The organism is Alistipes sp. i18-0019-D1, from assembly GCF_042852885.1.
Lineage (GTDB): Bacteria > Bacteroidota > Bacteroidia > Bacteroidales > Rikenellaceae > Alistipes.
Genome location: NZ_AP031424.1, coordinates 730,348 through 755,391, shown reverse-complemented (window position 1 = coordinate 755,391; position 25,044 = coordinate 730,348). Strand labels below are relative to the sequence as shown.

Annotated in this window: 22 protein-coding genes; 15 read left to right on the top strand and 7 right to left on the bottom strand. The window is 61.4% G+C overall.

Annotated elements, in window-relative coordinates; genetic code table 11:
- The 3 genes from ACGHP5_RS02970 to ACGHP5_RS02960 all read right to left on the bottom strand — a co-directional run bounded on the left by ACGHP5_RS02970 (nucleotide 1) and on the right by ACGHP5_RS02960 (nucleotide 1,151).
- On the bottom strand, nucleotides 1–375 hold the full coding sequence (locus ACGHP5_RS02970) for a DUF2141 domain-containing protein (protein ID WP_337756380.1): 375 nt from the start codon (nucleotides 373–375) through the stop codon (nucleotides 1–3).
- Nucleotides 376–386: 11 nt separating this feature from the next.
- Nucleotides 387–620: a 2TM domain-containing protein gene (locus ACGHP5_RS02965; RefSeq protein ID WP_290532188.1), complete on the bottom strand. Its 234-nt coding sequence runs from the start codon at nucleotides 618–620 to the stop codon at nucleotides 387–389.
- A 234-nt stretch (nucleotides 621–854) separates the two neighbouring features.
- Nucleotides 855–1,151, bottom strand: a complete 297-nt coding sequence (locus tag ACGHP5_RS02960; RefSeq protein WP_290532187.1) for a GNAT family N-acetyltransferase — start codon at nucleotides 1,149–1,151, stop codon at nucleotides 855–857.
- A gap of 69 nt (nucleotides 1,152–1,220) precedes the next feature.
- On the opposite strand from ACGHP5_RS02960, the gene mutY reads away from it, so the two are divergent.
- Nucleotides 1,221–2,270, top strand: coding sequence for an A/G-specific adenine glycosylase (mutY, locus tag ACGHP5_RS02955; RefSeq protein ID WP_290532186.1), 1,050 nt, complete (start codon nucleotides 1,221–1,223; stop codon nucleotides 2,268–2,270).
- Here the strand turns inward: mutY and ACGHP5_RS02950 are convergent.
- From ACGHP5_RS02950 to ACGHP5_RS02935, 4 genes are all read right to left on the bottom strand, one after another.
- Nucleotides 2,246–3,199, bottom strand: coding sequence for a calcium/sodium antiporter (locus ACGHP5_RS02950; RefSeq protein ID WP_390567988.1), 954 nt, complete (start codon nucleotides 3,197–3,199; stop codon nucleotides 2,246–2,248). The genes mutY and ACGHP5_RS02950 overlap by 25 nt on opposite strands.
- A gap of 3 nt (nucleotides 3,200–3,202) precedes the next feature.
- Nucleotides 3,203–4,006, bottom strand: a complete 804-nt coding sequence (gene zupT, locus ACGHP5_RS02945) for a zinc transporter ZupT (protein WP_290532184.1) — start codon at nucleotides 4,004–4,006, stop codon at nucleotides 3,203–3,205.
- Between the two features lie 237 nt (nucleotides 4,007–4,243).
- Nucleotides 4,244–5,113, bottom strand: coding sequence for an HAD-IIA family hydrolase (locus tag ACGHP5_RS02940; protein ID WP_390567987.1), 870 nt, complete (start codon nucleotides 5,111–5,113; stop codon nucleotides 4,244–4,246).
- A gap of 4 nt (nucleotides 5,114–5,117) precedes the next feature.
- Nucleotides 5,118–6,314, bottom strand: a complete 1,197-nt coding sequence (locus tag ACGHP5_RS02935) for an FN3 domain-containing metallophosphoesterase family protein (RefSeq protein WP_022061326.1) — start codon at nucleotides 6,312–6,314, stop codon at nucleotides 5,118–5,120.
- 233 nt (nucleotides 6,315–6,547) lie between these two features.
- Here ACGHP5_RS02935 and ACGHP5_RS02930 point away from each other — a divergent pair, with 233 nt between their 5' ends.
- The 14 genes from ACGHP5_RS02930 (at nucleotide 6,548) to ACGHP5_RS02865 (ending at nucleotide 24,848) form a co-directional block, all read left to right on the top strand.
- On the top strand, nucleotides 6,548–7,948 hold the full coding sequence (locus ACGHP5_RS02930; RefSeq protein ID WP_390567986.1) for a sn-glycerol-1-phosphate dehydrogenase: 1,401 nt from the start codon (nucleotides 6,548–6,550) through the stop codon (nucleotides 7,946–7,948).
- 110 nt (nucleotides 7,949–8,058) lie between these two features.
- Nucleotides 8,059–9,507, top strand: coding sequence for an MFS transporter (locus ACGHP5_RS02925; RefSeq protein ID WP_390567984.1), 1,449 nt, complete (start codon nucleotides 8,059–8,061; stop codon nucleotides 9,505–9,507).
- A gap of 237 nt (nucleotides 9,508–9,744) precedes the next feature.
- On the top strand, nucleotides 9,745–10,518 hold the full coding sequence (locus tag ACGHP5_RS02920) for a DeoR/GlpR family DNA-binding transcription regulator (RefSeq protein WP_290532179.1): 774 nt from the start codon (nucleotides 9,745–9,747) through the stop codon (nucleotides 10,516–10,518).
- Between the two features lie 343 nt (nucleotides 10,519–10,861).
- Complete coding sequence (locus ACGHP5_RS02915) at nucleotides 10,862–12,136, top strand: dihydroorotase (protein ID WP_390567982.1); 1,275 nt, start codon at nucleotides 10,862–10,864, stop codon at nucleotides 12,134–12,136.
- 2 nt (nucleotides 12,137–12,138) lie between these two features.
- Nucleotides 12,139–13,230 carry a glutamine-hydrolyzing carbamoyl-phosphate synthase small subunit gene (gene carA / locus ACGHP5_RS02910; protein WP_022061321.1) on the top strand — a complete coding sequence of 364 codons (1,092 nt, stop codon included), beginning with the start codon at nucleotides 12,139–12,141 and terminating at the stop codon, nucleotides 13,228–13,230.
- The gene (carB, locus tag ACGHP5_RS02905; protein WP_022061320.1) at nucleotides 13,223–16,405 is read left to right on the top strand and encodes a carbamoyl-phosphate synthase large subunit; all 3,183 of its coding nucleotides are present in this window, start codon (nucleotides 13,223–13,225) and stop codon (nucleotides 16,403–16,405) included. Before carA ends, carB begins: the two co-directional genes overlap by 8 nt.
- A gap of 336 nt (nucleotides 16,406–16,741) precedes the next feature.
- Nucleotides 16,742–17,482 carry a dihydroorotate dehydrogenase electron transfer subunit gene (locus ACGHP5_RS02900; protein ID WP_390567981.1) on the top strand — a complete coding sequence of 247 codons (741 nt, stop codon included), beginning with the start codon at nucleotides 16,742–16,744 and terminating at the stop codon, nucleotides 17,480–17,482.
- Nucleotides 17,476–18,387 carry a dihydroorotate dehydrogenase gene (locus ACGHP5_RS02895; RefSeq protein ID WP_295902718.1) on the top strand — a complete coding sequence of 304 codons (912 nt, stop codon included), beginning with the start codon at nucleotides 17,476–17,478 and terminating at the stop codon, nucleotides 18,385–18,387. Before ACGHP5_RS02900 ends, ACGHP5_RS02895 begins: the two co-directional genes overlap by 7 nt.
- Before the next feature lie 2 nt (nucleotides 18,388–18,389).
- The gene (gene pyrF, locus ACGHP5_RS02890) at nucleotides 18,390–19,094 is read left to right on the top strand and encodes an orotidine-5'-phosphate decarboxylase (RefSeq protein WP_337756361.1); all 705 of its coding nucleotides are present in this window, start codon (nucleotides 18,390–18,392) and stop codon (nucleotides 19,092–19,094) included.
- Between the two features lie 28 nt (nucleotides 19,095–19,122).
- The gene (locus ACGHP5_RS02885; protein ID WP_290532172.1) at nucleotides 19,123–19,383 is read left to right on the top strand and encodes a thioredoxin family protein; all 261 of its coding nucleotides are present in this window, start codon (nucleotides 19,123–19,125) and stop codon (nucleotides 19,381–19,383) included.
- Nucleotides 19,384–20,484: a S41 family peptidase gene (locus ACGHP5_RS02880; protein ID WP_390567980.1), complete on the top strand. Its 1,101-nt coding sequence runs from the start codon at nucleotides 19,384–19,386 to the stop codon at nucleotides 20,482–20,484. It begins immediately after the preceding gene.
- Between the two features lie 159 nt (nucleotides 20,485–20,643).
- A complete protein-coding gene (gene pyrE / locus ACGHP5_RS02875; protein WP_295902708.1) occupies nucleotides 20,644–21,273 on the top strand; it encodes an orotate phosphoribosyltransferase in 630 nt (209 codons plus the stop codon).
- Nucleotides 21,274–21,432: 159 nt separating this feature from the next.
- Nucleotides 21,433–22,518: an aspartate carbamoyltransferase gene (pyrB, locus tag ACGHP5_RS02870; RefSeq protein ID WP_290532169.1), complete on the top strand. Its 1,086-nt coding sequence runs from the start codon at nucleotides 21,433–21,435 to the stop codon at nucleotides 22,516–22,518.
- Nucleotides 22,519–22,556: 38 nt separating this feature from the next.
- A complete protein-coding gene (locus ACGHP5_RS02865) occupies nucleotides 22,557–24,848 on the top strand; it encodes a GH92 family glycosyl hydrolase (RefSeq protein WP_390567979.1) in 2,292 nt (763 codons plus the stop codon).
- Nucleotides 24,849–25,044 lie beyond the last annotated feature (196 nt).

The window sequence follows — 25,044 nt, the reverse complement described above, 5'->3', positions numbered from 1 at the left end:
CTATTCGTTTTCGGCGGCGGGGTAGTAGAGGCGTATCTTCGCGGTGTTTTTCTCGGCAGGGAGCTTACACTTCCTGGCGGCATAGCCCTCCAGCGGGCCGCGGTCGCCCGTTTTCATCTGGTAGTCGCCGTCCTCGTCGTGAAACAGCGACACCTCCGCCGCGTCGGCCTCGAGGCCCGTGAGGGTCACGGCCACCGATCCTTTTTTTGCCTCCGCTTTGCCGTAAACAGGTTGTTCCTGCCCGGCGACGGTGGCCATTACGAGAATCTGTCCTTTGTCGCTGCGAATATCTTCGATCGTGATTTCGAGCGTCTTGGCCGTTGTGGCGGCCGTGCCCAGGACGAGGGCGGCGAGCGTTGCGAGTAAAGTTTTCATGGTGTGTATGTTTAGTGGTTGCGGTAATTGCATTCGTCGTCGCAGTCGAACAGGTACCAGACGAGCGACAGCACGATGTTCAGGCCCCATCCGGCGATGACCCACAGCACCCACCAGTAGCGGGGCGAGGTTTGCCAGTTGACGAAGGCGAGGAAGGCGCAGACCACGGCGTAGGTGGTCAGGCGGCGGGTGAACCAGCGCGCGAAAAGGCGGCGTTTGTCGGTGCGGACGGGAGTGATTTCCATGGCTTTTTCCGGTTGTGAGCAGCTGCTCGGTTTGTAAATCTGTTGTAAATATAAAGTAGTTTATAAAATAAACCAAATTTCAAGCCGGAAATTTTTCGGAAAAATGGATACCTATATTTATTAAGAGGGGAGGAGGTATGCGGATATGCAAAACCGGACCCTTCGAAAAGAGTCCGGTTTCGCGGCAGGACGGCCCTTGCGGGCCGATGTTTGCGGGGTTGAACCGGTCCGGGCCTACTTGTTTTCGGCGGTCAGCACCAAATCCATCCATTCGGGGTGGCGGCGGATATAGGCCGCGACGAACGGGCATTGGGGGACGACCTTGATCTCCTTTTTGCGGATGTCCTCCAGCACGCCCTGCACCAGTTCCTTGCCGATGCCCCGGCCTTCGTACTTCGGGGGCACTTCGGTGTGCGTCAGTACGATAAGCCCGCGGCCCAGAACGTATTCGGCCAGGGCGATGTCGTCTCCGAGGTCGAGTTCGTAACGCTTTTCGGCGGCATTGTCTACCAAAGTGTGCTTCTTTTCCATATGCATCTCGTTTTAATTGGGTCGGAATGCTTCAAATTTGATTCCGAAGTCGTATTTTTGTCTTCCGTTATGAACCGCATCGCCGAAATACTGCTCGACTGGTATGCCCGCGAGGGCCGTGACCTGCCCTGGCGCCGTACGCGCGATCCCTACCGCATCTGGCTCTCGGAGGTGATCCTCCAGCAGACCCGCGTGGCGCAGGGGATGGAGTACTACCTTCGTTTCACGGAGCGTTTTCCCGATGTCGCATCGCTTGCTGCCGCTCCCGAGGACGAGGTGCTGAAACTTTGGCAGGGGCTGGGTTATTACAGCCGCGCCCGCAACCTGCTTGCCGCCGCCCGGCAGGTCGTCGAACGTTTCGGCGGGGTGTTTCCCGTGTCGCCGGACGACGTGCGCTCGCTGCGCGGCGTGGGCGACTACACTGCCGCGGCCGTCTGTTCGGCGGCTTACGATGCCCCGTGCGCCGTCGTCGACGGCAATGTTTACCGGGTGCTCTCGCGGCTCTTCGACCTCGCCGAACCGATCGACACCACGGCCGGAAAACGGGCCTTCGCCTGTTTGGCGCAGTCGCAGCTCGATACCGCGCATCCGGGTCGTTACAACCAGGCGATCATGGATTTCGGGGCGATTCGGTGTACGCCCGCGTCGCCCCGCTGCGAGGCGTGCCCGCTGGCGGACCGTTGTCTGGCCCTCGCTGCCGGAACCGTCGCCGACCGTCCCGTGAAGCAGGGCAAAACCCGGGTCCGCGACCGCTGGTTCAATTACCTGCACATCACCTCGGGCGATCGGGTCCTGCTGCACCGCCGCGAGGGGCGCGACATCTGGCAAGGGCTTTACGAGTTTCCGCTGATCGAGACCGACGCTCCCGCCGAACTGCCGGACCTTGCGGCCCTGCCGCAGTTCCGCCGCCTGCTGGGCGACGGCCCGTGGCATCTGGTGCGCAGTGTTGCGATGCCCCGCCACCAGCTTTCCCACCAGACGCTCCATGCGGTCTTCCACCGCATCGAAACCCCTGCGTTTACCCCTGCCGCCGCCGCTATGGCCGTCCCGGTCGCGGCAGCGGGCGACTATGCCGTGCCGCGGCTCGTCGACCGTTACCTGATCAGATACCCGATGTAGGCGACGTAGATCGCCAGGAAAATCGCACCCTCCCAACGGTCGATCGCCCGGCGTTTGAACGTGAAGGCCGCGAGGAACAGCAGCACCGAACTCAATACGACCATCAGCAGGTCCCAGACTGTGATGCCGCCCATCGAGAGCGGATGGATCGTCGCGCTCAGACCCAGGATCAGCAGGATGTTGGCGATGTTCGATCCGATGACGTTGCCCAGCGCCATGTCGGCCTTGCCCTTGAACAGCGACACGAGCGACGAGGCCAGCTCGGGCAGCGATGTGCCTCCCGCCACGAGCGTAATGGCGATCACCGATTCGCTGATTCCGAGTTTCCGGGCGATTTCCGTGGCGCTGCGGAGGAACATCTCGCCGCCGAAAACCAGTCCGGCGAGGCCTCCGACGATCATCACGGCCATGAGCCACCCGGCCATTCCGGGTTTCGCTCCGGCATTCAGGACCGTCGCTTCGGGCCGTTTCGTGGTGCGGATCGTGTACCACATCAGCGCGGCGTAGAGCAGGAGCATGACGATGCCGTCGATGCGTCCGATGCGGTCCGCCGCACCCTTGCAAACGTAGGAGTCCGCGGCCAGCGCCAGCATCAGCAGCGATGCGATCACCCCGAACGGAATGTCGCGGCGGATGTTGCCCGCCGTGAGCGGCAGGGGGCGGATCAGGGCGCAGACGCCCAGGATGACGAAGACGTTGAAAATGTTCGACCCCACGACGTTGCCGATCGCCACGTCGCTTTTGCCCGCGATGGCCGAGAGCACCGACACGACCAGTTCGGGTGTCGAGGTCCCGACGGCGACCACTGTGAGTCCGATGATGAATTCCGGGACGCGGAACCGCTGTGCCAGCGCCGCGGAGCCGTCGGTGAGGAAATTCGCTCCCGCGAGTATCAGCCCCAGGCCGACGATCAGTAAGAGTATATCCATGATTTAACCTAATAGAATCAGACTTACGGCCATCAGGGCCATGCCGGCCACCACGCCGTAGATCGAGATGTGCGCCTCGCCGTATTCGCGGGCTGCGGGCAGCAGTTCGTCGATCGAGATGAAGACCATGATGCCGGCCACGCCGGCCAGGATGCAGCCCATCAGCGTCGGGGTCATGAAGGGCATCAGCACCAGGTAGGCCAGCACGGCGCCGACCGGCTCGGCGAGGCCCGAGAGAAGCGACAGCCGGAAAGCCTTCTTGCGGTCGCCCGTGGCATAGTAGATCGGGATCGAGACGGCGATGCCTTCGGGGATGTTGTGGATGGCGATGGCCACGGCGATGGCCACGCCGAGGGCCATGTTGTCCACCGCCGAGGTGAAGGTGGCGATGCCTTCGGGGAAGTTGTGGATGCCGATGGCAAGCGCCGTCATCACGCCCATGCGCATCAGACGGGGGTTGTGCGGCTGGTGGTCCATCTCTTCGACGCTGTGGGCTTCGTGGGGGTTTTCGAACGAGGGGACCAGCCGGTCGATGACGCCGATCAGCAGGATGCCCGCGAAGAAACTCGCCACGGTGACGATCGCGCCCGTGTGCGTACCCCATTCCGCCGAGAGGGTCACGTTGGCCTGCTGGAACAGTTCGACGAACGAGACATAGATCATCACGCCGCCCGAGAGGCCCAGCGAGAACGACAGCAGCCGTTTGTTGGTGCGCTTGGCGAAGAAGGCGATCGCGCTGCCGATGCCGGTGGCGAGGCCCGCTCCGAGCGTCAGCAGCAGGGGTATGAGGATATTGTGTTCTTCCATGCGGATCGTTTTCGTTTGTTCGGTGAATACGTTGTAAATCGTCCGGTTTACCGGGTTTTACTACCGCAAAGATAGTGCATAAAACGAAATACCGAACCCGCAAGGATTCGGTATTTTCTGATAGGACCATTGTCGTAACTTATCGGGCGTTTCTGTTTGACCGAAACCCCGCCGGGGCGGCGGATCGGCGGCATGGCGTCGGACAGCGAAGTTCCGGCAGCGAAGTTCCGGCCGCTGCTACCTGTTCGCTTCGCGGATCAGTTCGCCCAGCACTTCGATGCTGTCGGCCGTGATGTGGGGCTGCGGGTCGGCCTTGCCGGCCACGTCGAGCGTCGTCTCGCCCGAGAGCACCAGCACGCCCATCGCCCCGGCGTTGTGGGCCATCTGGACGTCGGTGTAGATGCGGTCGCCGACCATGGCGATCTCGTAGGGCTGCAACCCGTGGCGCGAGAGGATGCCCGAAAGCATGTTCGGGTCGGGCTTGCCCAGCGTGATGTCCGGGCGGCGTCCCGTGGCGTGTTCGAGGCAGGCGCAGATCGAGCCGCAGTCGACCAGCACCGTTGGCAGGTCGGTGGGGCACACCCGGTCGGGGTTGGTGGCGATATAAGGCACTCCTTGTTTGATCCACCAGGCCGCGCGGCACAGCCGTTCGTAGCGTAGCGTCATGTCGAACGCCGCCACGATCACGTCGGGCACGTCGTCGGCCGAGTCGGCGCATGACTCGAAGCCCGCGGCTTCGAATTCCGAGATCATCGACGGCGTGCCGAGCAGGAACAGCCGCTTGGCCGCAGGGTGATGGGTCTTGATGTAGTCGATCGTGGCCAGCGCCGTGGTGTACATCTCGTCGCGCGAAGCCCTGATGCCCAGCGTGTCGAGTTTATGGAGGTAGTCCGCGATGCTTTTCGACGGGTTGTTCGTCAGGAACGAGTAGCCGATCCCCTGTTCCTTGAGTCCGTGCAGGAAGGCCTGCGTGTAGGGGAACAGCGACATCCCCATGTAGATCGTGCCGTCCATGTCGAGCGCCACGTGGCGGATGCGGCGCAGGCGTTCCATCAGTTCGGCGTGCTCCCAGACGGAGCGGTACTTGTGAAAGGGTTTGTTTTCCATGTCGTTATTTGTTCTTTTTGTCGATGCGGTGTTGTTTGATCACGGCGCCCGCGGTGTTGACCACCTTCAGGTCGATGCCCTTCGCGTCGGCCGACACGCGGAGGCAGTCGTTGTTCGAGTTGACGAGGATCGGGAAGTCGACCCCGCGGCTGCCGTCGTCGATCCAGTGGTAGCGGTGGTAGTGGCCGCAGAGCATCAGGTCGATGCCTTTGCCGGCGAGTTCGGGGACGAACAGCCTGCGGATCTGCTGCTCGCCGTACCAGCTGTCCTCCTTGCCCGGGATCATGTGCATCAGCACGATGCGCACGGGGGCCGCCCGGAATTCGTCGCTGTTGACGACGCCTTTCAGCCATTCCGCCTGCTGCCGGCGGTATTCGTTCCAGTCGCCCATGCCGTAATAGCGGGGATCGTTGTCGGGCTTGTCTTCACAGCCGTCGAGCACGATGAAGAAGGCCGGGCCGCGGCGGAACGTGTAGTAGGTTTCGCCGGTCGGCGTGGGGAAATAGTCGAGCCAGTGCTGTGCATAGGCGCCGCGGTTCTCGTGGTTGCCGCGCGTCACGGCGAGGGGGATGCCCGCGGGCGTGAGTATTTTCGATGCCGACCCGAGGCAGGCGTCCCAGAGCGTCTGCTCGGTCTCGGTCTGGCTGGCCAGGTCGCCGTTCAGGCAGACGAAGTCCGGCTGGGCTTCGGGGGCCTCCTTGATCAGCAGCTGGAAAACGGAGTCGCGGGCGTGGATGTCGTTGACCATCCAGAAATCGACCTTTTCCTGTGCAGGGTCGAGGGTTCTGATGGTGTAGGGCTTGCGCCGGTACACTTCGCTGCCGTCCCCGTCGTCGAGGATGACGCGCCGGTTGCCCTCGTTCAGGACGATTCCCCGCTGCATGATGCGGTAGCGGTAGGTCGTGCCGGGTTGGAGCCCTTCGATCCGCACCCGGTGCATGCGTCCGACGCGGCAAAGTCCGAGATGCGAGTCGTAATACCTGGGCCGTTCGGCCGAGTAGAAGTGCGATCCGTCCATCGGGGCGAGTTCGACCCAGCCGATGGCGTCGGCCTTCGCGTCCCAGACGACCGTGAAGCCGTCTTCGGTGACATTCAGTACATAGGGTCCGTGTGCGATGCGTACCGTAGGCGGCACGGCGGTTTGGGCGAGGGCGGCGGCCGTCAGCAGGAGCGCGCCCAGCAGCAGGGTAAGTCGTTTCATGGTGAAAGTTGTATCGGTTCGAAATCCAAAGGTATGTTTTTATTTTCTTTTATCCAATTTTTCGTTTTATTAATCCGAAAAGAAATAAAATGCATCGTGAAAGGAAAATTTTTTCGTCGCTTTTGGCTGTCGAAAGGAAAATAATATTTATATTTGCCTTTGTTTTGGGAAACCCGGGAGCTTTCCTGCGGGTTTCGTTTGTGAAAAATTGGAAACGGTAAAATCAAGCAGATATGAATAAGGTAGAGAGCGCCCTTCAGCGCACGACCGACACCAAAGCGCTGGTGATCGGCGTCGGAACCCTTCCGCGGACGGCGGAGATGTTCAACGAGTTGTTTCCCGGCTGCCGCGCCGTCGTGGTCGCCGACACCAATACGTGGCGCGTCGCCGGCGGCGAGGTGCACCGCATCCTCGCCGATGCGGGGATCGGGCAGGACGAACCGCACGTGTTCGCCGATCCGAAACTCTACGCCGAATGGTCGTTCGTCGAGGAGCTGGACGGTGTGCTGGCTGCGACCGATGCCGTTCCCGTGGCCGTCGGTTCGGGCGTGATCAACGACCTGACCAAACTCTGCTCCCACCACAACGGCCGCCGTTACATGGTGGTCGGCACGGCCGCTTCGATGGACGGTTACACGGCCTACGGAGCCTCGATCACCAAGGACGGCAACAAGCAGACCTTCGACTGTCCGGCGCCGCTGGGCATGGTTCTCGATCCGTCGATTTCGGCGGCTGCGCCCGCCAGAATGTCGGCTTCGGGCTACGCCGACCTGATCGCCAAGATCCCTGCCGGGGCCGACTGGATGCTTTCCGACGCCGTGGGGTCGGAGCCGATGGACGATTTCGCCTTCGGATTGGTGCAGGACGGGCTGAAAGAGGCTCTGTCCGATCCCGCAGACGTGCATGCGGGCAATTTGGAGAAGGTCGAACAGCTGGCCGAAGGGCTGCTGTTGAGCGGTTTCGCCATGCAGGCCACGCAGTCGAGCCGCCCGGCTTCGGGCGCCGAACACCAGTTCAGCCATCTGTGGGACATGGAGCACCTGAAATACAACGGCGCTTCGGTGTCGCACGGCTTCAAGGTCGGTATCGGCACGCTGGCCTCGACGGCCTTTCTCGAAATGCTGCTCGACGCCCCCGTGGAGCAGCTGGACATCGAGAGGTGCGTCGCTGCGTGGAAATCGTGGGACGAGACCGAGCGGGACATCCGGGCTATTTTTAACGACGATCCCGAATTCGTGGCCCGCGGCCTGAAGGAGACCCGCGACAAATATGTCGACAGGGAGGGGCTGCGCGACCAGCTCACGCGGCTCAAAAAGGCGTGGCCCGAACTGCGCGAACGCATCCGCCGGCAGATCATTCCTTTCGACGAGGTGCGCCGCCGCCTGGAACTCGTCGGGGCGCCTTATGAACCCGAACAGATCGGCGTTTCGCGCACCCGTTTCCGCGAGGCGTTCGGGAAGATTCCCTACATGCGCAGCCGCTATACGGTCATCGACACCGCCTTCCGCTGCGGCTGGATGGAGGAGTGGCTCGACCGGCTGTTCGGCAAGGGCGGCGTCTGGGAGGTCGGAAGCCCTGCGCCGGGTTCTGGCGAACCGGCTCGCTCCGCCGCGGCTCCGGTCCCGGGCGCATAGAGCCGTGTGCGGCTTCCGGGCGATAAAACGGAAAAATCACGAAAATAATTTAGAATATCGCTCCGAAAGTTGTATATTTGGCTTCTGAAACTACTAACTTTCATTTCGAAATGACATCTGAACAAACCAAGCGCTTCAAGTATTGGCAGATGCGTACGATCATCGCGACGATGGTCGGTTACGCGCTCTTCTACTTCGTGCGCAAGAACTTTTCGCTGGCCATGCCCGGTCTGGAAGCCGATCTCGGCATTTCGAAGACGAGCCTCGGTATCTTCCTCACCCTGAACGGCCTGATCTACGGCTTTTCGCGTTTCGCCAACGGCATCCTGGCCGACCGCATGAACGCCCGCTGGTACATGGCCATCGGCCTGGCGCTGTGCGCGCTGGCCAACTTCGCGTTCGGATTCGGCGAGGACGTCTCCTACTGGATCACGGGCGAGCATTCGGGCGACCAGTTCGGCAACACGATGATCCTCTTCATGGGCGTCATGTGGGTCGTCAACGGCCTGTTGCAGGGTACGGGATTCCCGCCCTGCGCGCGTCTGCTGACCCATTGGATTCCGCCTACGGAGCTGGCGACGAAGATGTCGGTGTGGAATACCTCGCACTCGATCGGCGCGGGCCTCGTGGTGATTCTCTGCGGTTACATCATGGGGACGCTGGGGACGAACATGACGGGCGATCCCGACACCGTGGCTTCCATCGCCGCCAACCTGGGCGTTTCGCCCGACGATGCCGCGGGTATGGAGCGCGTGATGACCTCCGCGGCGCATGTCGGGGCATGGAAATGGTGTTTCTGGATTCCGTCGGCGATCGCTTTCGCCGGAGCCATCGGCCTGGTGGTTTTCCTGCGCGACACCCCGACCTCGGTGGGGCTTCCCGAACTGGAGGGAACCGAGACCAAGCAGGTGAAAACCGAAAAGAAGGGCGCCGAGCACAAGGCGTTCCTGATGAAATACGTCTTCAAGAATCCGCTGATCTGGATTCTGGGCTTCGCCAACTTCTTCGTTTACATCGTTCGTTTCTCGGTGCTCGACTGGGGGCCCTCGCTGTTGAGCCAGTCCAAGGGCGTCTCGATGTCGCATGCCGGATGGCTCGTGGCGATGTTCGAGATCGCCGGTATCCTCGGCATGCTCTTCGCCGGCTGGGCGACGGACAAGTGGCTCAAGGGGCGCGCGCACCGCACCTGCGTCTTCTGCATGGCGGGCGCCGCACTGTTCGTCTTCCTTTTCTGGCAGCTGCCCGCCGACGCGCCGATCTGGCTGCTGTTCGCCACGCTCTGCGCCGCAGGGTTCTGCATCTACGGCCCGCAGGCGCTGATCGGCATTGCCGCCGCGAATCAGGCCACGAAGAAGGCCGCCGCCACGGCCAACGGCCTCACGGGGCTGTTCGGTTATGCTTCGACGCTCGTTTCGGGTGTGGGACTGGGCTTCGTGGCCCAGCACTACGGCTGGAACTGGGCCTATGTCGGCATCTTGGGCATGGCCCTCGTGGGCATGCTGGTCTTCCTCCTGATGTGGGGCGCCAAGGCCGACGGCTACGAATCCGAGGCGGAATGAGGGAATTGAAGGTTCCATTTTAGATGATGATACGGACTTCGGTCCGGGAGGGTCCGGCCCGTGACGGGTTTCGGACCCTTTTTTTGTGATAAAAGAAAACTTTTTCTTATCTTTGATGTCGTAACGACATTTTTGGGAGGTTGGAACGTTTTGCCGGACCGCATGTTATCCGGTTTTGGAACCCTCCGTTCCTTTTTTTTGTATCGTTGCTGTTTAACTCTTTAAAAAACAACCGATATGTTGAGTATTGCCGAACGGCACAAATACATTCTCGACAGCCTGAACAAGCACGGTTTCGTCCGGATTACCGACGTTGCCAACGAACTGGGCGTTACGAAGGTGACCATCCGCAAGGATATCAAGATTCTCGAAAGCAAAGGCTTATTATATAAGGTGCACGGCAGCGCGCGTCCGGCCAATCCCCACGTTGCGGACCTCGACGTGCACGTGAAGGACAACATCAATCGCGACGCCAAGCGGCGCATCGCCCAGCGTGCGGTGGAGATGCTCGGCGAGACCGACTCGATCATCGTGGCCTCGGGATCGACCGTTTACGCCTTCGCCGAGGAGATCAAGATGCGCATGTGGCATCACCTGAACATCGTCACGCCGTTCCTGCGGCTGGGTGTACTGCTGAACGAGTCGGAGAACGTCAACGTCGTGCAGCTGGGCGGCTCGGTGCATAAGAAGTCGCTGTCGGTGCTTGGCGAGGAGGCCGCGCGCGAACTGGACGACTGCATCTGCTCGAAGGTCTTCTTCGGGGTGGACGGCATCGACCCCGAGCACGGCATCACGACCTCGACGATCGACGAGGCGAAACTCACGCGGCGGATGATGCGCGCCGCCTCGCAGGTCATCGTGCTGGCCGACTCGTCGAAATTCGGGCAGCGCGGTTTCGGCCGCATCTGCGCGCTGGAGGACATCGACGTGATCGTCACCGACGAGCGGGTTCCCGAACCGATGATCTCGATCATCGAGGAAGCGGGCGTCGACCTGGTCATTGTGCGGTAGACCGCCCGGGGCGGGCGGTTCCGGAATGACGGGGCCTGTCGTGCCGGAATCTGCGGACATGCGCCTTTCGGACCGCCGCATACGGCGTGCGGGCGGCGTGATGTGCACGGAATGTTGAAAAAAATTTCCGGAAAAGTTTTGCAGGGGCGGCGAAAATGCCCTATCTTTGTGCACAATTATAGTGACACCTGAATCCTATGAATTGTAAACCCAACATAGCATCGGCGCAAGCGTTCTGGCAGCAGGATTACTGGTCGGGTTTCCAGTCTCCGACGGATTTGGGTATTGTTGTTTTATTAGGGTAACTGTTTTGGTTGCCCTATTTTTTTGTGTCCAGCGACGAATGAAGACATTTTACACCAACGCGAAAATTTTCCGCAACGGCCGTTTCGAGCCGGGGCTGATCGCCGTCGAAGGGGGCCGCATCGCGGCCGCCGGGGAGCCGCGGCCGGGCGACCGGGTGGTGGACCTCGGGGGGCGGCACCTCGTGCCGGGGCTGGTCGACGTGCATGTGCACCTGCGCGAGCCGGGCTTCCCGCAGAAGGAGACCATCGCGACGGGTACGGCCGCCGCGGCCCGCGGGGGGTATACCACGGTCTGCTCGATGCCCAACCTGAACCCTGCGCCCGATACGCCGGCGACGCTCGGCGGACAGCTGGAGATTATCCGCCGCGACGCCGTGGTGCGCGTGAAACCCTACGGCACGATCACGATGGGCCAGCGCGGGTGCGGCGAACTGGTCGATTTCGCGGCCCTCGCCCCGGAGGTAGTCGGATTCTCCGACGACGGCCGCGGCGTGCAGTCGGACGCCCTGATGGAGGAGGCGATGCGCCGGGCCGCCGCCGTGGGCAAGCCCATAGTGGCCCACTGCGAAGTCGACGACCTGCTGCGCGGGGGCTACATCCACGACGGGGTCTACTGCCGCGAGCACGGACACAAGGGTATCTGTTCCGAGAGCGAATGGCGGCAGGTGGAACGCGACATCGCGCTCGCGGAGAAGACCGGCTGCCAGTACCATGTCTGTCACGTCTCCACGAAGGAGAGCGTCGATTTGGTGCGGCAGGCCAGGGCCAAAGGGCTGAAAGTGAGCTGCGAGACGGCGCCGCACTACCTGCTGCTGTGCGACGAGGACCTCCGGGAGGAGGGCCGCTTCAAGATGAACCCGCCGCTGCGGAGCCGCGCCGACCGCCGGGCGCTTCTGGAGGGCATTGCCGACGGCACGATCGAGGTCATCGCCACGGACCATGCGCCCCATACCGCCGCCGAGAAGGCGCGCGGACTGGCCGGGAGCGCCATGGGCATCGTGGGGCTTGAGACTGCTTTCCCGTTGCTGTACAAATACCTCGTGCTGGAGGGGGTGATCACCCTCGAAAGGCTCGTCGCGCTGATGTCGGTGAATCCCCGCCGGATCTTCGCGCTCGAAGGGGGCGTGGAGGTGGGCGATGCCGCCGATTTTGCGGTGCTGGATCTCGGGGCGGAGTATGCCGTTGACCCCGGGACGTTCCTTTCGAAGGGGCGGGCCACGCCCTTCGCCGGATGGAAGGTGCAGGGGCGCGCCGTGCTGACGGTGGTCGGCGGCAAAGAGGTTTATGACGATAACTACGAATCAAACAGATAAGGATGAAAGCTTTTACGAAAAAAATTGTCTTGGAGAACGGCCGCGAGTTCTACGGATACGGTTTCGGCGCCGACCGCGAGGCCATCAACGAGATCGTCTTCAATACCTCGATGGTGGGGTATCAGGAGATCATGTCCGATCCGTCGTATACGGATCAGATGGTCGTGATGACCTACCCGCTGATCGGCAACTACGGTATGGCCGATGAGGATTACGAGACCAAAACGCCGACCATCGGCGGCATGATCGTGCGTGAGTACAACGACTCGCCCTCGAACTTCCGCTATACGAAGACGCTGAACGAGGTCTTCGAGGAGCACGACATTCCGGCCATCTGGGGCGTGGACACCCGCGCCCTTACGCGCATCATCCGCGACGAGGGGTCCCAGAAGGTGCTCATCACCGACGTGGCGACGCCGCGCGACGAGGCCCTGCGCAAACTCGGCGAATACGTCATGCCGCGCGACATGGTTTCGCGTGTGAGTTGCAAGAAGCGCTGGATGTCGCGTGTCCCCAACCACAAGTACGACGTCGTGGCCGTCGACTGCGGCATCAAGTACAACATCATCCGTCTGCTGAACCGTGTGGGGTGCAACGTGACCGTCATGCCCTACAACTCCACCGTGGAGGAGATCATGGCCTTCCATCCCGACGGGCTTGTGCTTTCGAACGGACCCGGCAATCCCGAGGACGTGACGCCGGTGATCGAACTGGTGAAGCAGCTCCGCGGCAGGCTGCCCATCTTCGGAATCTGCATGGGCCACCAGCTGATTTCGCTGGCCTACGGCGCCCGGACCTTCAAGATGAAGTTCGGTCACCGCGGCGCCAACCACCCGGTGAAGAATCTCGTGACGGGGAAACTCGAAATCACGAGCCAGAACCACAGCTACGCCGTGGATGTCGATTCGCTCGCCGGCACGGGGCTTACGCTGACGCACGTCAACCTGCTCGACGGCACGGCCGAGGGCGTGGAGTGCGCCGCCGACCGGGTTTTCTCGATGCAGTACCACCCCGAGAGCGCTTCGGGTCCGCAGGACAGCGCCTATTTGTTCAAGAAGTTCACAAAAATAATGGAGGAGCACAAAAATGCCTAGGAGAAAAGATATCAAGAAGGTTCTGGTCATCGGTTCGGGTCCCATCGTCATCGGACAGGCCGCCGAGTTCGACTATGCGGGTACGCAGGCGTGCCTCGCGCTCAAGGAGGAGGGTTACGAGGTGATCCTCGCCAACTCGAACCCCGCTACCATTATGACCGACACGCACATTGCGGACAAAGTCTACATGGAGCCGCTGACGCTGGAATACGTCGCCAAGATCATCCGCTTCGAGCGTCCCGACGCCATCGTCCCGGGGCTGGGCGGACAGACGGGTCTGAATCTCGCCGTGCAGCTGGCCAAGAAGGGCATTCTGAAAGAGTGCCAGGTCGAAATTCTGGGCACGTCGTTCGAGTCGATCGAGCGCGCCGAGGACCGCGAGCTGTTCAAGGAGCTGTGCGAGTCGCTGGGCGAGCCGGTGCTTCCTTCGCACATCGCCATGTCGATCGAGGAGGCCGTGGCGGTGGCCGAGGAGATCGGCTATCCGGTGGTGCTGCGCCCTGCCTTCACGCTGGGCGGCACGGGCGGCGGTTTCGCCGACGACGAGACCGAACTGCGCGAGATGATGCGCAACGCCCTTTCGCTCTCGCCCGTGCACCAGGTGCTCGTCGAGAAAAGCATCAAGGGCTATAAGGAGATCGAGTACGAGGTGATGCGCGACCGCAACGACACGGCCATCTGCATCTGCTGCATGGAGAACATCGACCCGGTGGGCATCCACACCGGCGACTCGATCGTCGTTGCCCCGAGCCAGACGCTCACCAACAAGGAGTTCCAGATGCTGCGCGACTCGGCGCTGAAGATCATCCGCGAACTGAAGATCGAGGGCGGCTGCAACGTGCAGTTCGCACTCGACCCCCTCTCGTTCAAATACTACCTGATCGAGGTCAATCCCCGCGTGTCGCGCTCCTCGGCCCTGGCGTCGAAGGCCTCGGGCTATCCCATCGCCCGCGTCAGCGCGAAGATCGCCGTGGGACTCACGCTCGACGAGATCCGGATCGCCAATACGCCGGCTTCGTTCGAACCGACGCTGGACTACATCGTGACGAAGGTCGCCCGCTTTCCCTTCGACAAGTTCTCCGACGCGTCGAACAAGCTCGGCACGCAGATGAAGGCCACGGGCGAGGTGATGTCCATCGGCCGCACGATGGAGGAGTCGCTGCTCAAGGCCGTGCGTTCGCTCGAAACGGGCGTCTGCCACATCTACCACAAGAAATTCGACAAGTGGTCGAACGACGACCTGCTCGCCTACATCAAGGGGGGAACCGACGACCGGCTCTATGCCATCGGCCAGTTGATCCGTAACGGCGTCGACCTGGCGCTGATCTACGACAAGACGAAGATCGACATGTTCTTCCTGGAGAAGTTCAAGAACATCGTCGAGTTCGAAAACGTCGTCCGCGCACACCCGATGGACGTCGAGACGCTCCGCGCTGCCAAGCGCATGGGTTTCAGCGACAAGTACATCGGTCAGCTGTGGGGCCTTTCGCAGAACGAAATGTACCGTCTGCGCGAGAAGAACAACGTCTTCCCGGTCTACAAGATGATCGACACCTGCGCCAGCGAATTCGCCTCCTACGTGCCCTATTTCTACTCGACCTACGAGGAAGAAAACGAGTCGATCGTCAGCGGGAAAGAGAAGATCATCGTGCTCGGTTCCGGCCCGATCCGCATCGGCCAGGGCGTCGAATTCGACTACTCGACCGTGCACGCCATCTGGTCGATCCGTGCGGCGGGCTACGAGGCCATCATCATCAACAACAACCCCGAGACCGTCTCGACCGACTACACCACCAGCGACAAGCTCTACTTCGAGCCGCTGACCGTGGAGGACGTGATGAACGTCATCCATCTCGAAAAACCGAAGGCCATCGTGGTGTCGCTCGGCGGACAGACGGCCATCAACCTCGCCGAACCGCTCGCCGAGCTGGGCGTGCCCATCATCGGCACGGACACGCAGGCGATCAAGAACGCCGAGGACCGCGGCTGCTTCGAGAGGATCATGGAGGAGCTGGGAATTCCGCAGCCCGAGGCCGAGGCCGTTACCGACATCGAGTCGGGCGTCCGGGCCGCGGCGCGCATCGGCTATCCGGTGCTGGTGCGTCCGAGCTACGTGCTGGGCGGCCGCGCCATGCAGATCGTCTCGAACGAGGAGCGCCTGCGCCACTACCTGCAAACCGCCGTGGAGATCGACGTGGACCAGCCGGTGCTGGTCGACCGCTATATCATGGGCAAGGAGCTGGAGGTGGACGCCATCTGCGACGGCAAGGAGGTCTTCATCCCCGGCATCATGGAGCATGTCGAGCATACGGGTATCCACTCGGGCGACTCGATCAGCGTCTATCCGACCTTCAGCGTGAGCCAGAAGGCCAAGGACAAGATCATCGACTATACGGTCAAGCTGGGCCTTCGGATCGGTATCGTCGGCCTGTACAACATCCAGTTCATCGTCGCCGGCGAGGACGACGTCTACGTCATCGAGGTCAACCCGCGCTCGTCGCGCACCGTGCCCTTCCTCTCGAAGTCCACGGGCGTGCCGATGGCCCACATCGCCACGCAGGTGATTCTGGGCAAGTCGCTCCGCGAGCAGGGCATCACGGAGGTCTACGGTCGTGAGAAGGAGCGCTGGTACGTCAAGGCTCCGGCCTTTTCGTTCGCCAAGATCCGTGGCATGGATTCGTACCTCTCGCCCGAAATGAAATCGACGGGCGAGGCCATCGGCTACGACGACAAACTGACGCGCGCGCTCTACAAGGCGTTGCAGGCCACGGGCATGCACGTCTCGAACTACGGAACGATCTTCGTGACGATCGCCGACCACGACAAGGAGCAGGCGCTTCCGCTGGTGAAGCGGTTCTACGATCTGGGCTTCAACATCGAGGCGACGACCGGGACCGCCGAGTTCCTGCGGGCGCACGGCATCCGCACCCGTACGCGCCGCAAGCTCAACGAGGGCAGCAACGAGATCATCGAGGCGCTGCGTCAGGGGCATGTCAGCTACGTGATCAACACCATCGACATCAACCAGCACAACACGCGCCTCGACGGTTACGAAATACGCCGCACGGCCGTCGAGAACAACGTGACGGTCTTCACGGCGCTGGAGACGGTGAAGGTGCTGCTGGATGTGCTGGAGGAGATCACGCTGCGGGTTTCGACGATCGATTCAAAGTAAACGGTATATACTTTGCCGTACCGTTGCTTCCGACCGCTGTTGTTGCCGCCTTCGGCGTTATTTACAAGTCTGACCCCACCCCGGCCCTCCTTCAGGGAGGGAGATGGCGTACGCTCCGGACGGTCGGTATAATAGAATTGCGCAAAATAAATTGATCCCGACAAGACGCCGGAGCCGTCAACGGAATGCGGACTAAAAGCGCGGGAAACGGGGCCGGTTTGCTTGCAAACCCACGAATAGGCGCCCGTTTCCAGCGTTAGGTCGCATGAAGTAGGCGAAGGCGATCGTCGGCCGGTTTTGTGGCACTTTTGCCGGATCAAAAGTGCTGAAAAAAGAATGTATAAGAAAGGCATTTATAAAATCCTCACGAACGAGCCGCTCACCGACGCGGTGTGGCGGATGACGCTCGCGGGCGACACGCAGTGGATCGCGGCGTCGGGGCAGTTCGTCAATATCGCGCTGGAAGGCAAGTACTTGCGGCGTCCTATCTCGGTCTGTGATTACGATGATCGCTTGATTGTGCTGATCTACAAGGTCGTGGGCGGGGGAACGGAGCAGATGAGCCGCATGCGGCCGGGCGAAGCGCTCGACCTGCTGACGGGCCTCGGCAACGGCTTCTCGACGAAGAACAACGCGCGGAGACCCCTGTTGGTCGGGGGCGGCGTGGGTGTGCCGCCGCTCTACAACTTGGCGAAACGGCTCCTTGCCGAAGGAAAACCCGTGCAGGTGGTGCTGGGTTTCAACACCGCCTCGGAGGTCTTCTACGAGGAGGAGTTCCGCGCACTGGGCTGCGAGGTCGCCGTCTCGACGGTCGACGGTTCGCGGGGCGTCGGGGGCTTCGTCACCACGGCCATCGCCGAACGGGAGATGGATTTCGATTACTTTTACGCCTGCGGGCCGCTGCCGATGCTCCATGCGCTCTACAACGCCGTGGAGCAGGACGGCCAGCTGTCGTTCGAGGAGCGCATGGGATGCGGATTCGGCGCCTGCATGGGCTGTTCGTGCAAGACCAAATACGGCTACAAACGCATCTGCAAGGAGGGACCTGTTTTGGAGAAAGGAGAGATCATATGGTAGACACATCGGTCGAACTGTGCGGCCTCGGGCTGGACAATCCGGTCGTCCCGGCCAGCGGAACCTTCGGCTACGGCAACGAGTTCCGCGAGTTCTATGACATCAACGTCCTCGGGTCGTTCTCGTTCAAGGGCACGACGCGCGAGGCGCGCTTCGGCAATCCCACGCCGCGCATCGCCGAGTGCGGTGCGGGGATGATCAATGCCGTGGGGTTGCAGAACCCAGGCATCGACGCCGTGATCCGCGAGGAGCTGCCGCGGTTGAAAACCTTCTTCCGAAAACCCGTCATCGCCAATATATCGGGTTTCTCGGTCGAGGAATATGCCTACTGCTGCGAGCGTATCGACAAGCAGGAGCAGGTGGGGCTGATCGAGGTCAATGTCTCGTGTCCCAACGTGCGGCACGGGGGCATGTCGTTCGGGACCTGCCCGGACGCCGCCGCCGAGGTGACGCGCGCCGTGAAGGCCGTGACGACGAAGCCCGTCTTCATCAAACTCTCGCCCAACGTGACGGACATCGTCGCGATCGCCCGGGCGTGCGAGGAGGCGGGGGCCGACGGCATCTGCCTGATCAATACGCTGCTGGGCATGCGTATCGACGTCGCCCGGCGTCGTCCGGTCGTCGCCAACACGATGGGCGGATTCTCGGGCGCCGCGGTTTTCCCCGTTGCGCTGCGGATGGTCTATCAGGTTGCCCGGGCGTGCCGGATTCCCGTGATGGGGTGCGGCGGCGTCACGACGGCCCGCGACGTTATCGAGATGATGATGGCCGGGGCCACGGCCGTGCAGGTCGGAGCCGCGAACCTCGTGAATCCCTATGCCTCGAAGGAGATCGTCGAGGCGCTGCCCGGCGAAATGGAGCGGCTGGGCATTGAAAAATTGAGTGACATAATCGGAATAATCGAATAGAGATGCAACGCGACGTAATCATTGCCTGCGACTTCAAGTCGGCGGAAGACACCTTCCGGTTCCTCGACCTCTTTAAGGACGAGGAGCGCAAACCTTTTCTGAAAATCGGCATGGAGCTGTTCTACGCCGAGGGACCCGCCGTCGTGCGGGAGATCAAGCGCCGGGGACACCGGATTTTCCTCGACCTGAAACTCCACGACATTCCCAACACCGTGAAAAAGGCGATGGCCGTGTTGTCGCGGCTGGACGTGGACATGTGCAACGTCCATGCGGCCGGGACGATCGAGATGATGAAGGCCGCGCTTGAAGGCCTTACGCGCGAGGACGGCACGCGGCCCCTGCTGATCGCCGTGACGCAGCTCACCTCGACCAGCGAGGAGCGCATGCGCAGCGAATTGCTGATCGACGCTTCGATCGACGACACGATCGTCAAATACGCGCAGAACACCCGGGCCGCAGGGCTGGACGGCGTGGTCTGCTCGCCGCTGGAAGCCGGCATGGTGCACGGGGCCTGCGGAAAAGAGTTCCTCACGGTCACGCCCGGCGTGCGTTTTGCAGATGGCGACGTGGCGGACCAGGTGCGTGTCACGACGCCGGCCCGCGCCCGGGAGATCGGTTCCGACTTCATCGTCGTGGGACGCCCGATCACCGCGGCGGAGGACCCCGTGGCGGCTTACCGCCGGTGTGTCGCCGAGTTCGTCGGATAACGGACAAACCTTTTAAAATAAGGAAAATATGAAACCGGTAAAACTTTTCTACCTGAAATCGTGTCCCTTCTGCAAGAAAGCGCTGCGTTACATCGAGGAGGCGCGTGCCGCCCATCCGGAGCTGGCCGCCGTCGGGATCGAGATGATCGAGGAGTCGGAACAGCCCGATGTGGCCGACACATTCGACTACTACTACGTGCCTACGTTCTACGTGGACGGCGTGAAGGTCCACGAGGGCGGCATCTATCCCGAGGAGGTGGAGAAGATTTTACGCTCGGCGCTGGAATAAATGAGAATCTTACTGTGTGTTTTGCCGCTTGTTGCGGCCGTTGCCGGCCTGCTGCCTGCCGGGGCGCAAACCCCTGCGGGAGGCGCCGTGTCCGACTTCGACTTTGCCGTCGACGCGGTGGAGCGCGCCTATGCGGGCTATCCGGACAAGACCGCGAACCGCGCGGCGGAATATGCGGCGCTGAAAGAGCGGCTGCGGAGCGGGATCGCCTCGGGGCGCGACACGTATGACGCCGTTGCCGAGTATCTCGGCTGGTTCGATGATTCGCACCTCGGAACGGAGGGCGTAAGGACTTACCGGCCCAAATCGGTCCGCCGACCTTCGGATTACGCGGCACGGATGGAGCGTTATGACCCGCAGTTCACCCATTGTCGGGTGGACGGCGAAACGTATCTGATCCGTTTCCCGTCGTGCGACCTGAATGAAGAACAGGCCGCTTGGGTGCGGACTGCCGTGCGGGCTTATCTGGCCTCGGGATGTGCAAACCTGATCCTCGACATCCGCGGCAACGGCGGCGGGAGCGACAGTGCCTATGAACCGCTGCTCAAACTGCTCTACGACCACGAAGGGGTGGAGGATGCCATGGAGTACCGCGTTTCGGACCTGGCCATCGCCCACGTGAGGGAGTTTGCCGGCGATACGGAGCGGGGACGCGCGAAGATCGCACGGATGGAGCGGACCCCGGCCGGGGAATTTCTCGCCGGGGAGCGCAAAACTTACCGGATCCGTTACGATTCCGTCTCGCCGCGGCCTCGCCGGGCGGGGCTGCTGATCGATGGAAAAGTCGGCTCCTCGGGTGAACAGTTGGTGCTCGAAGTCAGGGCCAGCAGCCGCCGGACGACCGTTTACGGGCAGGACAATACGCTCGGGTGCCTCGATTTCTCGAACTGCGAAATACTTTATTTTCCGCAGGACTCGACCCGGTGGATGATGCTCCCCACGACCCGTTCCTGCCGGGTTTCGGAAGGCCGCGGGATCGACTCCGCGGGCATTGCGCCCGATGTGCGCATTCCGCTGCCGCTGCCCGGGGAACTGACCGACAATGTGGATGAATGGGTGCGCTGGGTCGCCGAAGAACTGAAAACTAAAAACCTGAAATAGAAATTCAAGAGAATCCGAATCGCAAAGTTTCCCTTTGTCAAGGGGTGATTTGGAGGAAATGTCACGATGAAACCGGCACCGCAGGTGCTTTAACGGGGTCCCGGCAGGTTTCATCGTGAAAAACGGAGGAAGAAACCTGCCGGGACTTCGTTGAAAATTATGGAGAAGAGAATTGCTAAAGACCTGCTGTCGATCGGCGCGGTATTCCTGCGTCCCGAACAGCCTTTCACCTGGGCGAGCGGCATCAAAAGCCCGATCTACTGCGACAACCGCCTGACGCTTACGGCCCCCGTGGTTCGTGGCCATGTCGAGGCGGGCCTCGCCGAAATCGTCCGCACGAAATTCCCCGAAGCCGAGGTGCTGATGGGAACCTCCACGGCCGGCATCGCCCATGCGGCCATCACGGCCACGATCCTCGACCTGCCGATGGGCTACGTGCGCTCGGGGCAGAAGGACCACGGCCGCGGCAACCGGATCGAGGGCAAGTTGGAAAAGGGCCAGAAGGTCGTCGTGATCGAGGACCTCATCTCGACGGGCGGTTCGTGCATCGAGGTGGTCGACGCCCTGCGCGAAGCCGGCGCCGAGGTGCTCGGCGTGGCTTCGATCTTCACCTACGGGATGCAGAAGGGTCTCGACCGCATGCGGGAGGCGAACGTCACGAATTACAGTTTGTCGAACCTCGACGCCCTCGTCGAAGTGGCCGCCGAGGAGGGGTATATCAGGCCCGAAGACAAGGCGCGGCTGATCGCGTTCCGGAACAATCCGGCGGACGAGAGCTGGATGCGATAATTCCGATTTTGGCGGGCGCCTTTCGTCCTTCCTCGTTCGGCACGAATGGACGGTACTTCGGTGCAGCCCATCCGTGCCGACCATCGGTCGGGCCGAAATTCGCTCCCCTAAAATCAGAATTGGGTGAAAATCGGAAACTTTGTAAATGAATGAAAACCTATGCGACATTTAATTGATCCCACGGACCTCACGGTTCAGGAAACCGAACAGATCGTGGCCCTCGCCGAGGACATCATCGCCAACCGCGCCAAGTACAGCGAGGCATGCAGGGGCAAGAAACTGGCCACGCTCTTCTACGAGCCTTCGACCCGCACGCGGCTGAGCTTCACGGCGGCGATGCTCGAACTCGGCGGTCAGGTCATCGGCTTCTCCGACGCCAACTCCTCGTCGGTGTCGAAGGGCGAGACGGTGGCCGACACCGTGCGCGTGATCCGCTGCTTCGCGGACATCATCGCCATGCGTCACTTCAAGGAGGGTGCGCCGTTGGTGGCTTCGCAGTATGCGGGCATCCCGGTCATCAACGCCGGCGACGGCAGCCACGCCCATCCCACGCAGACTTTGACCGATCTTTTGACGATCAAGCGCGAGAAAGGCCGTTTCGACAACATGACGATCGGTTTCTGCGGCGACCTGAAATTCGGCCGCACGGTCCACTCGCTGATCAAGGCCCTGTCGCGCTATTCGAATATCAAGGTGATCCTGATCGCTCCGCAGGAACTGCGCCTGCCCGACTACATGCTCGCGGAGATGGCCGAGAACTCGCGTCTGGAGTTCCGCGAGGTCGAGACCATGGAGGAGGTGATGCCCGAGCTGGACATCCTCTACATGACGCGCGTCCAGAAGGAGCGTTTCCTCGACGAGGAGGAGTTCGACCGCGTGAAGAACAGCTTCGTGCTCAACCCCGAGAAGCTGAAGACTGCCAAGGAGGACATGATCATACTCCATCCGCTGCCGCGTGTCAACGAGATCACGCGCGCCGTGGACAACGATCCCCGCGCGGCTTATTTCCGGCAGGTCGAGAACGGCAAGTTCGTGCGCATGGCGCTGATCTATACGCTGCTGCGCTGGGCTGACGAGAACAGGCCCTTCGAACACACCCCGGTTTTCAGCGAACAGTATGTCGTGAACGAATACGAGTGCCCGAACCGCCGCTGCATCTCCGCTTCGGAGGATGTGGACCGGCTGTTCCACCGTCAGGCGGACGGGACCTGCCGCTGCGCCTACTGCGAGGCGAAAGCCCGGTAGCTTGTCTTTTTACCCAATTCGATAATTTGGAATAAAAAATGAAGAATCTCATATTGTTGATTTTTGCGGCCCTGGCCGCGGCCTGCTGCCGGACCCCGCAATCCGAGCCGCCGTTGCGCCCCTCGGAATATGTCTCGACACTTGTCGGAACCCAGTCGGATTATACGCTCTCGACGGGTAACACCTATCCGGCCGTTGCGGTTCCGTGGGGCATGAATTTCTGGACGCCCCAGACGGGCAAGATGGGCAACGGATGGGCCTATACCTACGGGTCTCACACGATCCGGGGTCTGAAGCAGACCCACCAGCCCTCGCCGTGGATCAACGATTACGGACAGTTTTCGCTGATGCCCGTGCGCGGCAAAGACAGGATTGATGAAAACGCCCGCCAAAGCTGGTTCTCCCACCAGTCCGAGACGGCGAAGCCCTATTATTACTCGGTCTACCTCGCCGATCACGATGTCGTGGCCGAAATGACCCCGACGGAGCGCGCCGCCGTGCTGCGCTTCACATTCCCCGAGAGCGCGGAGAGCGGCGTTGTGATCGACGCCTTCGACCGGGGTTCGCAGGTGAAGGTATTGGACCAACACACCGTCGCGGGCTACACGACGCGCAACAGCGGGGGTGTTCCGGCGAATTTCAGGAACTATTTTGTTATCCGCTTCGATAAGCCGATCGAAACCTACCGCATTTTCGACGGCGGGCAGGAGATCAAGGGCGATGCCGTGACGGGCGACCATGCACTGGCGGCGGTCTACTTCACCACCCGCCGCGGTGAACGGGTCAACGCCCGCGTGGCCTCGTCGTTCATCTCCGCAGAGCAGGCCGTCTGCAACCTCGAAACGGAGCTGGGCACCGACGATTTCGAAACCGTAAAAGCAAAAGCGCAGGCCCGCTGGGACGAGGTGCTGGAACGTATCGAAGTCGCGGGCGGCACGGAGGAGCAATACCGCACGTTCTATTCGTGCCTCTACCGTTCGACGCTGTTCCCGCGCAAGTTCTACGAAATAGATGCGGCGGGCAAGCCTGTGCATTACAGCCCCTATAACGGTGAGGTGCTGCCGGGATATATGTATACCGATACGGGCTTCTGGGATACGTTCCGGAGTCTGTTTCCGCTGCTGAACCTCGTCTATCCCTCGGTCAACGCCGAGATTCAGGCGGGTCTTGCAAATACCTATAAAGAGAGCGGTTTCCTGCCCGAATGGGCATCACCGGGCCATCGCGGCTGCATGGTGGGAAACAACTCGGCCTCGGTGGTCTCGGATGCCATTCTCAAGGGTATCACCCCGCAGGAGGACATCGCCACGCTCTACGAGGCGATGCTCGCGGGCCGTGACAAGGTGCACCCGCAGGTCTCCTCGACCGGGCGGCTCGGACACGAGTATTACAACACGCTGGGCTATGTGCCCTATAACGTGGGTATCAACGAGAACGTGGCCCGCACTTTGGAATACGCCTACGACGACTGGTGCATCGCGCAGGTGGCCGCTAAACTCGGCAAGACGGAGGATGTCGCGATGCTGGAAAAAGCTTCGCAGAACTGGCGCAATGTCTTCGATCCCGAAACCCGCCTGATGCGGGGCCGTAACGAAGACGGCACGTTCCAGTCTCCGTTCAGCCCCTACAAGTGGGGCGACGCATACACGGAGGGTAACGCGTGGCACTACACCTGGTCGGTGTTCCACGATCCGGAGGGCCTTGCAACCCTGATGGGCGGCAAAACCGAATTCGGAGAAATGCTCGATTCGGTGTTCGTCGTGCCGCCGATTTACGACGACAGTTACTACGGCGCGCGCATCCACGAGATCACCGAAATGCAGGTGGCCAACATGGGCAACTACGCCCACGGCAACCAGCCCGCACAGCACATGATCTACCTCTACAACTATGTCGGCCAGCCGTGGAAGGCGCAGTTCTGGACCCGCGAAGTGATGGACCGACTCTATTCCGCGAAACCCGACGGTTACTGCGGCGACGAGGACAACGGCCAGACCTCGGCATGGTACGTCTTCTCGGCACTCGGATTCTATCCCGTCTGCCCGGGATCGGATGAATACGTGGTCGGCTCGCCGCTGTTCCGAAAAGCGGCCATTCATCTCGAAAACGGGAAAACGGTCGAAATCGAAGCCCCCGAGAATGGTCCCGAAAACCGATATGTCAGCGGGATGACCGTCGACGGGAAAGCCGCCGGCAGGACATTCCTCAAATACGGAGAGCTGCTCGAAGGGGCAAAGATCCGTTTCGACATGCAGCCGGAACCCGAAAAAGATCGCGGCACGAAGCCCGGGGATGCGCCCTATTCGATGAGCCGGGAGGATTGTCGATAAATTGTCGATAGAATCTGTCCGGGAATTTTGAAAGTATGCCGAAAAGCACTACTTTTGTAACGTTGTTTTTACAACTGTTAGGTTAATTCCCATGATTTCAGGCTGCAATATCGACCAACGCGAACGAAAGAAACAGCAGGGCCAGGCCGCTGCCTTCTATTCGCGGGCGTGTCAGCGAGAGATGCGGCGTGCAGAG

Excerpts from the sequence above, each read along its gene's own strand:
- ACGHP5_RS02895 (WP_295902718.1), top strand. The coding sequence starts at position 17,476 with ATGGTAGACACATCGGTCGAACTGTGCGGCCTCGGGCTGGACAATCCG.
- carA (WP_022061321.1), top strand. The coding sequence starts at position 12,139 with ATGAAAGCTTTTACGAAAAAAATTGTCTTGGAGAACGGCCGCGAGTTC.
- pyrF (WP_337756361.1), top strand. The coding sequence starts at position 18,390 with ATGCAACGCGACGTAATCATTGCCTGCGACTTCAAGTCGGCGGAAGAC.
- ACGHP5_RS02970 (WP_337756380.1), bottom strand. The coding sequence starts at position 375 with ATGAAAACTTTACTCGCAACGCTCGCCGCCCTCGTCCTGGGCACGGCC.
- ACGHP5_RS02920 (WP_290532179.1), top strand. The coding sequence starts at position 9,745 with ATGTTGAGTATTGCCGAACGGCACAAATACATTCTCGACAGCCTGAAC.
- ACGHP5_RS02965 (WP_290532188.1), bottom strand. The coding sequence starts at position 620 with ATGGAAATCACTCCCGTCCGCACCGACAAACGCCGCCTTTTCGCGCGC.
- ACGHP5_RS02880 (WP_390567980.1), top strand. The coding sequence starts at position 19,384 with ATGAGAATCTTACTGTGTGTTTTGCCGCTTGTTGCGGCCGTTGCCGGC.
- ACGHP5_RS02950 (WP_390567988.1), bottom strand. The coding sequence starts at position 3,199 with ATGGATATACTCTTACTGATCGTCGGCCTGGGGCTGATACTCGCGGGA.
- ACGHP5_RS02885 (WP_290532172.1), top strand. The coding sequence starts at position 19,123 with ATGAAACCGGTAAAACTTTTCTACCTGAAATCGTGTCCCTTCTGCAAG.
- ACGHP5_RS02940 (WP_390567987.1), bottom strand. The coding sequence starts at position 5,113 with ATGGAAAACAAACCCTTTCACAAGTACCGCTCCGTCTGGGAGCACGCC.
- ACGHP5_RS02930 (WP_390567986.1), top strand. The coding sequence starts at position 6,548 with ATGAATAAGGTAGAGAGCGCCCTTCAGCGCACGACCGACACCAAAGCG.
- mutY (WP_290532186.1), top strand. The coding sequence starts at position 1,221 with ATGAACCGCATCGCCGAAATACTGCTCGACTGGTATGCCCGCGAGGGC.
- ACGHP5_RS02960 (WP_290532187.1), bottom strand. The coding sequence starts at position 1,151 with ATGGAAAAGAAGCACACTTTGGTAGACAATGCCGCCGAAAAGCGTTAC.
- ACGHP5_RS02925 (WP_390567984.1), top strand. The coding sequence starts at position 8,059 with ATGACATCTGAACAAACCAAGCGCTTCAAGTATTGGCAGATGCGTACG.
- ACGHP5_RS02900 (WP_390567981.1), top strand. The coding sequence starts at position 16,742 with ATGTATAAGAAAGGCATTTATAAAATCCTCACGAACGAGCCGCTCACC.
- ACGHP5_RS02935 (WP_022061326.1), bottom strand. The coding sequence starts at position 6,314 with ATGAAACGACTTACCCTGCTGCTGGGCGCGCTCCTGCTGACGGCCGCC.
- zupT (WP_290532184.1), bottom strand. The coding sequence starts at position 4,006 with ATGGAAGAACACAATATCCTCATACCCCTGCTGCTGACGCTCGGAGCG.
- ACGHP5_RS02915 (WP_390567982.1), top strand. The coding sequence starts at position 10,862 with ATGAAGACATTTTACACCAACGCGAAAATTTTCCGCAACGGCCGTTTC.
- carB (WP_022061320.1), top strand. The coding sequence starts at position 13,223 with ATGCCTAGGAGAAAAGATATCAAGAAGGTTCTGGTCATCGGTTCGGGT.
- pyrE (WP_295902708.1), top strand. The coding sequence starts at position 20,644 with ATGGAGAAGAGAATTGCTAAAGACCTGCTGTCGATCGGCGCGGTATTC.
- pyrB (WP_290532169.1), top strand. The coding sequence starts at position 21,433 with ATGCGACATTTAATTGATCCCACGGACCTCACGGTTCAGGAAACCGAA.
- ACGHP5_RS02865 (WP_390567979.1), top strand. The coding sequence starts at position 22,557 with ATGAAGAATCTCATATTGTTGATTTTTGCGGCCCTGGCCGCGGCCTGC.